The 11,981-nt window shown below is 35.8% G+C and carries 15 protein-coding genes; all 15 read right to left on the bottom strand.

Translation table 11 applies throughout. From position 1 onward, the window contains the following. Positions 1-49: 49 nt before the first annotated feature. Positions 50-814: a YwmB family TATA-box binding protein gene (locus tag HNR33_RS06740; RefSeq protein ID WP_429081534.1), complete on the bottom strand. Its 765-nt coding sequence runs from the start codon at positions 812-814 to the stop codon at positions 50-52. Positions 815-1,026: 212 nt separating this feature from the next. Continuing rightward, complete coding sequence (locus tag HNR33_RS06735; protein ID WP_429081531.1) at positions 1,027-1,425, bottom strand: F0F1 ATP synthase subunit epsilon; 399 nt, start codon at positions 1,423-1,425, stop codon at positions 1,027-1,029. Between the two features lie 164 nt (positions 1,426-1,589). Then, the gene (atpD, locus tag HNR33_RS06730) at positions 1,590-2,987 is read right to left on the bottom strand and encodes a F0F1 ATP synthase subunit beta (protein ID WP_429081529.1); all 1,398 of its coding nucleotides are present in this window, start codon (positions 2,985-2,987) and stop codon (positions 1,590-1,592) included. Between the two features lie 34 nt (positions 2,988-3,021). Then, the gene (gene atpG, locus HNR33_RS06725) at positions 3,022-3,879 is read right to left on the bottom strand and encodes an ATP synthase F1 subunit gamma (RefSeq protein WP_429081527.1); all 858 of its coding nucleotides are present in this window, start codon (positions 3,877-3,879) and stop codon (positions 3,022-3,024) included. A gap of 44 nt (positions 3,880-3,923) precedes the next feature. Further along, positions 3,924-5,426 (bottom strand): F0F1 ATP synthase subunit alpha, encoded by a 1,503-nt coding sequence (gene atpA, locus HNR33_RS06720; RefSeq protein ID WP_429081525.1) that lies wholly within the window; start codon positions 5,424-5,426, stop codon positions 3,924-3,926. A gap of 13 nt (positions 5,427-5,439) precedes the next feature. Next, positions 5,440-5,991, bottom strand: coding sequence for a F0F1 ATP synthase subunit delta (locus tag HNR33_RS06715; protein WP_429081523.1), 552 nt, complete (start codon positions 5,989-5,991; stop codon positions 5,440-5,442). Then, positions 5,979-6,491 (bottom strand): F0F1 ATP synthase subunit B, encoded by a 513-nt coding sequence (locus HNR33_RS06710; RefSeq protein WP_429081522.1) that lies wholly within the window; start codon positions 6,489-6,491, stop codon positions 5,979-5,981. The genes HNR33_RS06715 and HNR33_RS06710 overlap by 13 nt, the downstream gene beginning before the upstream one ends. Before the next feature lie 248 nt (positions 6,492-6,739). Continuing rightward, entirely contained in the window at positions 6,740-7,009 is a 270-nt protein-coding gene (atpE, locus tag HNR33_RS06705) for an ATP synthase F0 subunit C (RefSeq protein ID WP_429081520.1), read from the bottom strand. 81 nt (positions 7,010-7,090) lie between these two features. Beyond that, positions 7,091-7,768 (bottom strand): F0F1 ATP synthase subunit A, encoded by a 678-nt coding sequence (gene atpB, locus HNR33_RS06700; RefSeq protein WP_429081518.1) that lies wholly within the window; start codon positions 7,766-7,768, stop codon positions 7,091-7,093. 50 nt (positions 7,769-7,818) lie between these two features. Beyond that, positions 7,819-8,217, bottom strand: coding sequence for an ATP synthase subunit I (locus tag HNR33_RS06695; protein ID WP_429081515.1), 399 nt, complete (start codon positions 8,215-8,217; stop codon positions 7,819-7,821). A 4-nt stretch (positions 8,218-8,221) separates the two neighbouring features. Continuing rightward, positions 8,222-8,446: an AtpZ/AtpI family protein gene (locus tag HNR33_RS06690; RefSeq protein WP_429081512.1), complete on the bottom strand. Its 225-nt coding sequence runs from the start codon at positions 8,444-8,446 to the stop codon at positions 8,222-8,224. 254 nt (positions 8,447-8,700) lie between these two features. Beyond that, the gene (locus tag HNR33_RS06685; protein WP_429081509.1) at positions 8,701-10,050 is read right to left on the bottom strand and encodes a TIGR00366 family protein; all 1,350 of its coding nucleotides are present in this window, start codon (positions 10,048-10,050) and stop codon (positions 8,701-8,703) included. 82 nt (positions 10,051-10,132) lie between these two features. Beyond that, positions 10,133-10,792 (bottom strand): CoA transferase subunit B, encoded by a 660-nt coding sequence (locus tag HNR33_RS06680; protein WP_429081508.1) that lies wholly within the window; start codon positions 10,790-10,792, stop codon positions 10,133-10,135. Beyond that, a complete protein-coding gene (gene atoD / locus HNR33_RS06675; RefSeq protein ID WP_429081505.1) occupies positions 10,792-11,445 on the bottom strand; it encodes an acetate CoA-transferase subunit alpha in 654 nt (217 codons plus the stop codon). The genes HNR33_RS06680 and atoD overlap by 1 nt, the downstream gene beginning before the upstream one ends. A gap of 20 nt (positions 11,446-11,465) precedes the next feature. Continuing rightward, on the bottom strand, positions 11,466-11,981 hold a 516-nt coding region (locus HNR33_RS06670; RefSeq protein ID WP_429081503.1), incomplete at its 5' end, for an acetyl-CoA C-acyltransferase.

The following is an 11,981-nucleotide window of genomic DNA, read 5'->3' as shown; positions in this document are numbered from 1 at the left end:
TTTTTAACTCACGAGACCGTACCTTCACGCTCTCGTTTTTTTATCTAATTTAGTATCCTATTGCTATTATTGGGGATCCAATCCAAATATAAGTTTTCCCCTCATACTCATTATAACTCATTGCTATATTTAAATTCATCTTTTTATTTCCTGTAAAGATAAATGTATCTATATCTGGTGAGTATGCAGAAACACTAATAAGTGAATCATCAAATAATCCTTCTATTTTACTGCCATTTACTATTTGAAGAACTTCTGTAATTTTTTTGATTCTAACATCACTATATAATTTTCCCTCAAATGTACCTATAATGCAACAGGTAATTTCTGCTTTTATGTTGTGATTATCATATAATCCGTTGATTTTACTTGAAATTTCTCTAAATTGCTTATAACTATGGTCGTGAACAAAGTCTACAGCTAGATTTGTCTCACCTTTATCATTATATTTGTCATAGAATGAATACAATATTATAGTTATCAATGCTTCGGTACTATCTTTCCCGTATATAGTCATTTGACTTGTTTCTCCGAAGTCATTGTGCACACTGTCAATTTCTTTTTTGACCTCTGTTATATTCAACTCTCTTATTATATCACATCCTAGCTTTTCTATCTCGTCAATACCTATATATTCTTCGTAAATTTTCCCATTAAAATTAAGGTCTAGCTGATAAAAATCTGCTTCTGTTCTTTTAAAGGCTTGTACAATTAAATCCTCGTTTTTTAAATTCATCTCATCTGCTGATACATAGTTCAATATGGATAATAATATTATGAGTGCGATTGAAATAATGTTCTTTAAAGCTTTCATGCTTAACCCTCCGTTATAATAAATCGAGGAAAGGTGCAAGTAAAACTGTAAAGGGGGACAAAACAATTCTACCGCATTACCCTTTCCTCACTATCAAGTATTGACCACAGAGGGCATGTTTTATACACTCATTTTTTTATATTTTTTTAAAATTAAATTTACAGACGAAAATACGAAAACAAAAGGAGACCAAGTCTGGTCCCCCTAGTGTTTTATTTATTTTGTGCTACATTAATTCTATTTAGTGCCTTTCTTAAAGCTACTTCTGCTCTTATTGTATCGATATTTTCTCTTTTCTTAAGTCTTTCTTCAGCTCTTTTCTTGGCTTCCACAGCTCTTTCTACGTCTATTTCATCAGGCCACTCTGCTGAGTCAGTAATTATTGTAGCTTTTTCTTTTGATACCTCTATATATCCACCTGCTAATGCCGCTTCTTTTACTTTGCCTGCTTGTGTTATCTTTATTCTACCTATATCAAGTGGAGTTACTAGTGGTATGTGGTTTTTTAATATACCTATATCTCCTTCTACTCCTCTGACTATGACCATCTCAACTTGATCTTCAAAGAATTTTCTATCAGGAGTTACTATCTCTAATGTAAATTCTGACATATTGCACCTCCCTTTGTCCGATGGCTAACAACTCAAAACTTCCACTTTTATAAGTGGAAGATAAGAGTTGTATAGCCCCTGGATTGGTTCAACTAAGCTTCAGATGGAGTAAAGATTCCATCTGAATGAGTTTCACTTTGAGCTATAGGGTAAGCGTGACATTGTTACTTCATGTTTTTAGCTTTTTCTACTGCTTCTTCTATTGCTCCAACGAAGAAGAATGCTGCTTCTGGAAGGTCATCATGCTTTCCTTCTAGTATTTCTTTAAAGCTTCTTACTGTTTCCTTAAGTGGCACGTACTTACCTGTCATACCTGTAAACTGCTCAGCTACTGTAAATGGCTGGGATAGGAAACGCTGAATCTTTCTTGCACGAGCAACAGTTATTTTATCATCTTCAGACAATTCGTCCATACCAAGTATAGCGATGATATCTTGAAGCTCTTTATATCTTTGAAGTATCTCTTGAACTCCACGAGCTACTTTATAGTGCTCTTCTCCAACTACTAATGGATCTAGTATTCTTGATGAAGAATCTAGTGGGTCAACCGCTGGATAGATACCAAGCTCTGATATCTGACGTGAAAGAACCGTTTGAGCATCCAAGTGAGCAAATGTTGTAGCTGGTGCAGGGTCAGTTAAGTCATCGGCAGGCACATATACAGCCTGAACTGATGTTATAGAGCCTCTTTTTGTAGATGTGATTCTCTCTTGAAGCTGTCCCATCTCTGTAGCTAGTGTAGGCTGATAGCCAACGGCACTAGGCATACGTCCAAGAAGGGCAGAAACCTCTGAACCCGCTTGTGTAAATCTGAATATGTTGTCTATGAATAGAAGTACGTCCTGACCTTCTTTATCTCTGAAATATTCAGCCATTGTAAGTCCTGTTAACGCAACTCTCATTCTCGCTCCAGGTGGCTCGTTCATCTGACCAAACACTAGTGCTGTCTTGTCAATAACTCCTGAATCCTTCATTTCATGGTAAAGGTCATTTCCTTCTCTGGTTCTTTCACCAACACCAGAAAATACTGAAAGTCCACCGTGCTCTTTTGCTATATTGTTTATAAGCTCCTGTATAAGAACTGTTTTACCAACCCCAGCTCCTCCAAATAGACCTATTTTACCACCCTTAGCATATGGTGCGATAAGGTCAATAACCTTGATACCTGTTTCAAATATCTCTGTGGCTGTTTCCTGTTCGTCAAACGATGGAGCAGGTCTATGGATTGGCATGTTATCATTTGTGTTTGCTTCTCCAAGCTCATCTATTGTTTCACCAAGTACATTGAATAATCTTCCTAATGTACCTTTCCCTACAGGAACACTGATAGCTTTTCCTGTATCTATTGCATCCATGCCTCTGATTAGACCATCTGTTGATGACATGGCTATACATCTAACTGTATCATCGCCGATGTGTTGGGCTACTTCTACAACTATTTTATTGTCTTTGCCTTGTACTTCTATAGCGTTTAGAAGCTTTGGCAGGTTCTCTTCGCTAAACCTTATATCTAACACAGGTCCGATTATTTGGACAACTTTACCTATGTTTTTTTCGGCCATTTATTTCACTCCTTTGCTTTTGCGTAATTCTTAATTATTTAAGCGCTTCTGCTCCACCTACTATTTCCGATATCTCTTGAGTTATAGAAGCCTGACGAGCTCTATTATATACAAGCTTCAAATCATCTATCATTTCTTCAGCATTATCTGTAGCCGACTCCATAGCTGTTCTTCTTGCTCCTTGCTCACTTGCTGAAGACTCTATAAGCGCACCGTATATAGCACTTTGGATATATTTCGGTATCAAATAATCAAGCACCTCTTCTGGAGATGGTTCATATTCAATAAGAGTAGTCTTCTTCTTTTCATCGCCTTCTTTTATGCTTTCTGCTGGAAGAAGCTTGATAACTTTTGGTTCTTGAGATATAACACTCTTAAATCGTGTATATACAAGACTTACCTCATCTACTTCTCCTTTTTTATACAACTCTACAACTAGATTTCCTATGCTTTGTGCATCTAGAAACTGAGGATCTTCTGCTATGTGAAGATATTCTCCTGCTATTTTGTATCCTCTTTTTTTGAAGTGATCTCTACCCTTTTGTCCTACTGCTATGATAGTTGTGTTTTCTTTGTCAGTTATTTGACTTTCTGCTAGTTTTATAGCATTACCGTTATAGCCTCCTGCAAGACCTCTATCTCCAGTCAATACTATATATGCTCTATTTTTAACTTCACGCTTCGTTAGGAATGGGTGTCTTATTCCTGTTGTTGAAGACAGTATTTCTTGTATACTTCTTACTATAGTCTCATAGTATGGTCTTGTTCTTTCAAGCTTTTCCCTAGCTTTTCTAAGCTTAGCTGATGAAACAAGTTCCATAGCTTTTGTTATCTGCTTTGTACTGCTTACACTACGAATTCTTCTTTTAATGTCTCCCATTGATTGAGCCATGCTTTCACCTCTCTTCCTCTTTAGGATAATAGTCTTTTATCAGACTAGAAGCTCTTCTTAAACTCTTCTATACCTTTTACTAGTTCAGCTTCTATGTCTTCTGTAAGTTGCTTTTCTTCAACTATTTTCTTTCCTACTTGAGGATAGTTAGCTTCCATAAAGCTTAAGAATTCATTTTCAAATTCTTTTACTCTCTCTAGTGGGATATCAGATAGATACTTTTTAGATACAGCATATATTATCATAATTTGTTTCTCTACCGACATTGGCTGATATTGTGGCTGCTTAAGTATCTCCATTATTCTTTCACCTTGAGCTAGTCTCTCTTGAGTTTCTTTGTCAAGCTCTGAACCGAACTGTGCAAATGCTGCAAGCTCTCTATATTGTGCAAGCTCTAGCTTAAGTCCTCCAGATACCTTTTTCATAGCTTTTATCTGTGCTGAACCACCAACACGAGATACTGATAATCCAGAGTTAACTGCTGGTCTTTGTCCTGAGAAGAATAGCTCTGACTCTAGGAATATCTGACCGTCTGTTATTGATATAACATTTGTAGGGATATATGCAGATATATCTCCTGCAAGTGTTTCTATTATTGGAAGTGCAGTGATTGAACCACCGCCGTATTTTTCATCTAATCTTGCGGCTCTCTCTAGAAGTCTTGAGTGTAGATAGAATACATCTCCTGGATAAGCCTCACGTCCTGGTGGACGACGAAGTAACAATGACATTGCACGATATGCAACGGCGTGCTTAGACAAGTCATCATATATTATTAATACATCTTTTCCGTTGTACATGAATTCTTCTGCCATTGCAACTCCAGCATAAGGTGCGATGTATTGAAGTGGTGCAAGCTCACTTGCTGTTGCAGATACTATGATTGTGTAATCCATAGCTCCTTTTGCTTCAAGTGTATTAACTATTTGAGCAACAGTTGATCTTTTTTGGCCTATAGCTACATAGATACATATAACATCTTGACCTTTTTGGTTAATGATAGTATCTATTGCTATAGCTGTTTTACCAGTTTGTCTGTCACCGATTATAAGCTCTCTCTGTCCTCTTCCGATAGGAATCATTGAGTCTATTGCTTTAATACCTGTTTGTAGTGGAACAGAAACTGATTTTCTTTCAATAACACCAGGAGCATTTGCTTCTACTGGCCTGAATTTATCTGTATTTATAGGTCCTTTGCCATCTATTGCTTGACCTAATGAATTTACAACTCTTCCGATTAATGCATCTCCAACTGGAACTTCAACTATTCTTTCTGTTCTTTTTACAATGTCGCCTTCTTTTATATTGTCATCTGAACCTAGAAGAACGCAACCAACGTTATCTTCTTCAAGGTTAAGTGCCATACCGTATACTTCACCTGGGAACTCTAAAAGCTCACCAGCCATACAGTTCTCTAAGCCGTGAATTCTCGCGATACCGTCACCAACCTGGATAACTGTACCTACATCTACTACGTCTAGCTTTTTTTCGTACCTTTTAATCTGTTCTTTTATGATAGAACTGATTTCTTCAGGTCTTAGATTCATTAGTTCTTCACCCCTATCCTATTCTTACTCTTACATTGTTAAGATTCTTATAGATATCTTCGAGTCTACCTTTTATACTTGAGTCTATAACTTTGTCTTCTATTTTCACAAGTACTCCACCCATGAGTTTCTCGTCTACGATGTTTGAAAGAAGAACCTTTTTGCCCAATTTTTCTGATAATTTGCTTTGAAGCTTAAGTTTTTCTTCTTCATCCATAGGCACTGCTGTTACAGCTTGAGCTTCAACTATACCCATCTTTTTGTTAGATAGCTTTATATATTGTTCACTAATATCCTTCATATGTTTTTCTCTACTCTTATCTACAACGATGTAGCATAGGTTCAATATTTCTTGTGAAACCTTGCCACCAAAAATAGATTTGATTATGTCTTTTTTCTCATTTTTTGAAAGCTTAGGATGCTCAAAGATAGTCTTTAATTGTGGCTCATTTTCAAAAACATCAGATACCGCTTTTATCTCTTGCTTAAACTGATCTAGTTTATCTAGCTCAGTTGCTGCTTCAAATAATGCTTCAGCGTATCTTTTTCCAATTAATTTTGCCATTTCGCTTCCCCTACCTCATCAATGAACTTGTTTATCATATCCTTATGAGCATCGTCATCCAAGTTCTTCTCTACTACCTTTGTAGCTGCTAACATAGCTATCGTAACTACCTCAGACTTTAAGTCCTCCATAGTTCTCTCTCTTTCTCTTTCGATTTCATTTTTAGCTTTTACTAAAACACCTTCTGCTTCTTTCTTAGCTTCTGATACTATTTCTTCCCTTAGCTGGTCTCCTCTTTTCTTTGACGCTTCGACTATTGTTCTTGCCTCGTCTTTCGCTTCTTGTATCTTAACCTCATATTCATTTTTAAGATTCATAGCTTCTTCTCTTTGAGATTTAGCCTCATTAATGTCCTTTTCTATACCTTCTTTTCTGGCATTTAACATGTCTGACACTGGCTTAAACAAGAAGTGTCTAAGAATAACAAATAGTAATATTGTGGCTATTATCTGCAATGAAAAGTTATACAGATCCGGTAATACATTTACTGTTGGGGTCATGATTAGCCTCCTTTCTTTTGCTGTGAGGTATATATCCTTAAATGGTTTCCCATATATTTACATCATAATTATGCATAAAGTGAAACTTGATTCAGATGGAATCTTTCTTCCATCTAAATCGCAATTGAACCTATCCAAGGACTATCCAAATCTTAACTTCCACTTAATAGCGGAAGCTTAGATTTGTAAGTCATGGGAGAAACAAGAGATGGGTGGTGTACCCACCTCTTTACATTTCCTAATCTCTCCTATAGAGCTCCTAATAATGGTCTTACGAATAGCAAGATGATAGCTATAACTAATCCGTAGATACCAGTTGTCTCTGCAACCGCTTGACCAAGGATCATAGTCTTGATAACATCACCTTGTGCTTCTGGTTGTCTACCAACTGCTTCTGCAGCTTTACCAGCAGCGTATCCCTGTCCAATTCCAGGTCCTATACCTGCGATCATTGCTAATCCTGCACCTATTGCTGAACATCCTAATATAAAAGCTTCGTTTGTAATTCCTTGTATCATTTTATATCCTCCTTTAATATTGTTTTTTATTTTTTATATGGAACCAAAATATTGGTTCGAGGTTACTTCTTTAATGAATTTTTATTCATCCGCCATAGCACCTGATATAAATACCATTGTAAGCATTATGAATATAAATGTTTGGATCAAGCCTGCAAACACGTCAAAGTATGCGTGGAACACAGGTGTTACAAGTGGTGAAATAAATCCTAGTGCTTGATAAATCAATCCCATTATTATAACTCCACTTAGTATGTTACCAAAAAGACGGAATGACAATGAAACAGGGTTTGCCAATTCTCCTATTATATTTAGTGGAGCTAGGAATGGAACTGGATCAAAAAATCCTTTAATATATCCTCCCAACCCTCTTGTTTTTAAACCATAGTATTGAGTTAGTACGAAGGTCATTATCGCTAAAGCAAGTGTAACGTTGTAGTCTGATGTGGGAGGTGTGAAGCCTATTAGCCCAAATAGGTTTGCAACTGCTAGGTATATTGCTAAAGTACCTATGTAAGGCGCAAAACCTAATCTGTTTGGACCCATTGTAGATTTAACTAATGATTCTATAGCTTCAACAAAAATTTCCATAACATTAAGTAATCCTGATGGCTTTTCGTCAACTTTGGCCTTCTTCACTTTGCTATTTACTACAAGTGCAAATATTGAGAGAAGGATGACTATAACCCATGAATTGACGACTGAATCATGTATATATATCTGTTCACCAAACATTGTAAAAATAATACCCTTTTCCATATTTAACCTCCTTTCGTTAGTTATAAAATTTTGTATTACTAATTAAAAATTTAACTATCTGTTTTTCTTTTTGACTTATTTTTTACCATATCATATAGTGTATCAGAAATTATAACAATTTTCACCATAAAAAAACCTAAAATTACTGTATATAAACTGATATAATCTGCAATAGCTGAAATACCCAAAACTATTCCATAAATAATATATCTAATCATGTAGTTGCCTGCAACATAAGGCATGACCTTTTGTGGAGACATCTTCACGGATTTTTCAAGGGTGAGTGACATAAGTCTAAAATTAAGTATATTTATTGAAGCTCCAAATACTAATCCATATACATACTGCTTAGGATTTGAAAGTGTCATGAAAATTATTCCTGACACTATTAGTACTAATATAATTATTCGTTTTATTATCCTATTTTGATAGTTTCCTTCAAGGCTCATAGACTCACTTCCTTTTAGTTCCTCTAGTAGTAATCTTAAAAAGACTTATAAACGATGTTATGATTCCAAAAATTGAAAATATGGCTAAAAACACTACTTTAGTCCCTAATAAATCATCTAAATATTTACCTAAAATTATTCCTCCTAGGATTGGAACTGTCATGGAAATACCTATTTGTGAAACAAGTACAAGGTTTTCGAGTATTTTCGACTTATCTTTTACCTTCAATTTTATCACTCCACGAATTTTTTTCAATAGTATAAATTTACAGTTTATTTGGATACATATTAATTTTTCCCCATAAATACATACTATATAATCCAAATATTTTGTATAGTCGTTATATTTATTTATATCGTACCCTATATATTATGAACTAATTTTCATCTAAAAGCAAATATAAGTGTATAGTTATGAATATTTTACAAATGAAAAAATGGAGCTATTGTGACTATAGCCCCATTTTTTGTGAGCAAAGATTATTATAGGAATGCTAACCCTAAAGCTATTATAACTCCAGTATAGATTAAGTCAATTATACAGAATCCCATGATATCTCTCGCACCAAGTCCTGCTATACCAAGTGCTGGCAAAGCCCAGAATGGTTGAATCATGTTTGTCCACGCATCTCCCCATGATATAGCTAAAGCTGTTTTTGCAGCTGGCACCCCTAGTTCAAGCCCTGCAGGCATCATTATAGGAGCTTGTACTGCCCATTGGCCACCACCTGAAGGTACAAAGAAATTAACTAGTCCTGCACTTAAGAAAGTGAATAATGGAAAGGTTCTTGGTGTAGAGATGGATACGAACATATTTGACATTTGTCCTGCAAGCGATAATCCTACCGCATTTTTCCCAACCATCATACCCATTATACCTGCATAAAATGGGAATTGAAGTATGATTCCAGCAGTTCCTTTTGCAGCATTCCCTAATGCACCAAGGAATCTCTTAGGTGTTCCATGAAGTATAATTCCAGTAAACAAGAAAATGAAGTTAACTATATTAAGATTCAAGTCAAAGCCTTTATTCATGAAATGATATATAATATAAACAAATCCTAATGCTCCTATTATAATTGAAAGTATTGGACTATTTTCTACTTTCTCAGCAGGAGTCATCTGATCTCTTGCAAGTGTCACTTCTTCTTCCTCTTCAAGAAGCTTTAGATCTATTGAAACCACTTTACTTGCTTCAGGGTGCATTGCCTTATTTACAAATGGTAGTGTAAATATTATTAGAGCAGATATTATAAGATTTGTTGATGAAAATATTGTTTGAGTAGTTGGTATAGCTGTTGTAATAGCCCCAGAAGTTACTTTTGCAAGATCAGGACTCTGTGTAGCTATCGTAAGTGGTATTGAGCCTGATATTCCACCGTGCCATACAAGAAAGCCTGAGTATGCAGCTGCTATTAAAAGTCTATAATCTACACCTTTTACTTGTTTTGCAATTTCTCTTGCATATAATGCACCAATAACTAGCCCAAATCCCCAGTTAATCCAGCAAGCGATTGCAGAAACTAGAGAAACTGCTAAGATTGCTTGTGTAGGTGTTTTACTAAATGATGCAAGTTTTGATAGTCCTTTTTTGATGATTGGAGCACTTGCTAATGTATGTCCAGTAACTAATACTAACGCCATTTGCATTGAAAATTGTAATAAGCTCCAAAAACCATCTCCCCAGTGTGTTACCATTTGTATTGGACTTTGGGATGTAGCAAATATACCCATTACAAAAACAAAAAGAGTTAGAAAAACAGCAAATAAGAACGGATCTGGTAAATACTTTTGTACTATAGTAACGCAACCATTAGTGAATTTTTTAAACATAGTTTCCCTCCTTTAAAGTCCTGTTTTATTTAGTGTCGCTGAAAGGCATGCGCCCCTCAGCAACACTAAATCTAAAATGATATTACAACTCCATCTTTTTAAGATTTTCAGATACTATTAATTCTGCTTCTGTAGCTGCTTTTACATCTTCTACTGTAGCTTCTGGACCAAGCTCGGTTAAAACTAGTCCTTTATCTGTTACTTCTATAACTCCCATCTCTGTTATTATCAAATCCACTTGACCTGCTGCTGTAAGTGGAAGCTTACACTCTTTTAATATCTTTGGATTTCCTTTTGCTGTATGCTCCATTGCAACTATAACCTTTTTAGCTCCTACTACAAGATCCATAGCGCCACCCATACCTGGTACCATCTTGCCTGGAATCATCCAGTTAGCAAGATTTCCTTTTTCATCTACTTGAAGAGCACCTAGTACTGTTGCATCTACGTGTCTTCCTCTGATTATTGCAAATGACGTCGCACTGTCAAAGAATGCTCCACCTGGTAATATAGTAACTGGCTGTCCACCTGCATTCGATATATCTTTGTCTTCTTTTCCTGCCTCTGGTGCAGGTCCTAAGCCTACGAAACCATTTTCTGATTGAAATGTAATATCCATTCCTTCTGGTATATAGTTAGCTACTAATGTTGGCAATCCAATACCTAGGTTAACTACATCACCATCTTTTAATTCTTGTGCTACTCTTTTAGCTATAACTTCTCTTATTTGACCTTTATCCATTATTCTTCACCCCTTACTATATAGTCTACAAAAATGCCAGGAGTCATAACATTGTTAGGATCTAGTTCTCCTACTTCCACTACTTTTTCAGCCTCTACTATTACAACATCTGCAGCCATAGCTACTAGTGGATTAAAGTTTCTTGTTGATTTGCTATAATATACATTTCCTTTTTTATCTACTATTGAACCTGCTACTAATGCAATATCTGCTTTTAATGGAAGCTCTAGCAAGTATTCTTTCCCATCTATTTCGATTTTTTGTTTTCCTTCTTCTACTACTGTTCCTATTCCTGTTGGTGTTAAGAATCCACCTAATCCTGCTCCACCAGCTCTTACTTGCTCAGCTAGAGTACCTTGAGGTACTAGCACTACTTCTGTTTCTTTTTCATTCATCTGTCTTCCTGTTTCAGGATTTGTACCTATATGTGACGCTATTATTTTTTTAGCTTGCTTATTTACTACAAGCTTGCCTATACCTATTTCTGGGAATGCTGTATCATTAGCGATAATTGTTAAGTCTTTTACTCCTTTTGCTACTAATGCATCAATAACCTTGTGCGGATTTCCTACTCCTAGGAATCCACCTATCATTACTGTCATGCCATCTTTAATTTGATCTACTGCTTGTTCGATGGATACTAATTTGTTCATAATGCACACCTCCGTATATTTTATCTCTCTACTATAAGTGCTGTTCCTTGTCCTCCACCTATACATAGAGTTGCTAAGCCTGTTTTTGCATCTCTTTTCATCATTTCATATATTAGTGTTATTAGTATTCTTGCTCCTGATGCTCCTATTGGATGCCCTATTGCTATTGCCCCACCATTTACGTTTACTTTTTCTGGATTTAATCCTAAATCTTTTACTACTGATAATGATTGTGCTGCGAATGCTTCGTTTGCTTCTATTAGATCTAACTGTTCTGCTGTTATTCCTGCTTTTTCTAGTGCTTTTTTTGTTGCTGGTACTGGTCCATATCCCATTATCTTTGGATCTAATGCTGCTGATGCATATGATTTTATTGTTACTAATGGTTTTAGTCCTAGCTCTTCTGCTTTTTCTTTTGACATTACTATTAGCATTGCTGCTCCGTCATTTATTCCTGATGCATTTCCTGCTGTTACTGTTCCATCTTTTTTGAATGCTGGTCTTAGTTTTGTCAGCTTCTCTATTGTTGTTCCATG

Source organism: Brassicibacter mesophilus (genome assembly GCF_050433385.1).
Classification (GTDB): Bacteria; Bacillota; Clostridia; order Tissierellales; family Proteiniboraceae; genus Brassicibacter; species Brassicibacter mesophilus.
Note: the sequence above shows the minus strand (reverse complement) of the source record. Positions and strands in the feature narration are given on the sequence as shown.

Coding starts and splice junctions, on each gene's coding strand:
- atpE (WP_429081520.1), bottom strand. CDS start 7,009: ATGATACAAGGAATTACAAACGAAGCTTTTATATTAGGATGTTCAGCA.
- atpD (WP_429081529.1), bottom strand. CDS start 2,987: ATGGCCGAAAAAAACATAGGTAAAGTTGTCCAAATAATCGGACCTGTG.
- HNR33_RS06710 (WP_429081522.1), bottom strand. CDS start 6,491: ATGACCCCAACAGTAAATGTATTACCGGATCTGTATAACTTTTCATTG.
- HNR33_RS06740 (WP_429081534.1), bottom strand. CDS start 814: ATGAAAGCTTTAAAGAACATTATTTCAATCGCACTCATAATATTATTA.
- HNR33_RS06685 (WP_429081509.1), bottom strand. CDS start 10,050: ATGTTTAAAAAATTCACTAATGGTTGCGTTACTATAGTACAAAAGTAT.
- HNR33_RS06735 (WP_429081531.1), bottom strand. CDS start 1,425: ATGTCAGAATTTACATTAGAGATAGTAACTCCTGATAGAAAATTCTTT.
- atpA (WP_429081525.1), bottom strand. CDS start 5,426: ATGAATCTAAGACCTGAAGAAATCAGTTCTATCATAAAAGAACAGATT.
- atpB (WP_429081518.1), bottom strand. CDS start 7,768: ATGGAAAAGGGTATTATTTTTACAATGTTTGGTGAACAGATATATATA.
- atpG (WP_429081527.1), bottom strand. CDS start 3,879: ATGGCTCAATCAATGGGAGACATTAAAAGAAGAATTCGTAGTGTAAGC.
- atoD (WP_429081505.1), bottom strand. CDS start 11,445: ATGAACAAATTAGTATCCATCGAACAAGCAGTAGATCAAATTAAAGAT.
- HNR33_RS06715 (WP_429081523.1), bottom strand. CDS start 5,991: ATGGCAAAATTAATTGGAAAAAGATACGCTGAAGCATTATTTGAAGCA.
- HNR33_RS06695 (WP_429081515.1), bottom strand. CDS start 8,217: ATGAGCCTTGAAGGAAACTATCAAAATAGGATAATAAAACGAATAATT.
- HNR33_RS06680 (WP_429081508.1), bottom strand. CDS start 10,792: ATGGATAAAGGTCAAATAAGAGAAGTTATAGCTAAAAGAGTAGCACAA.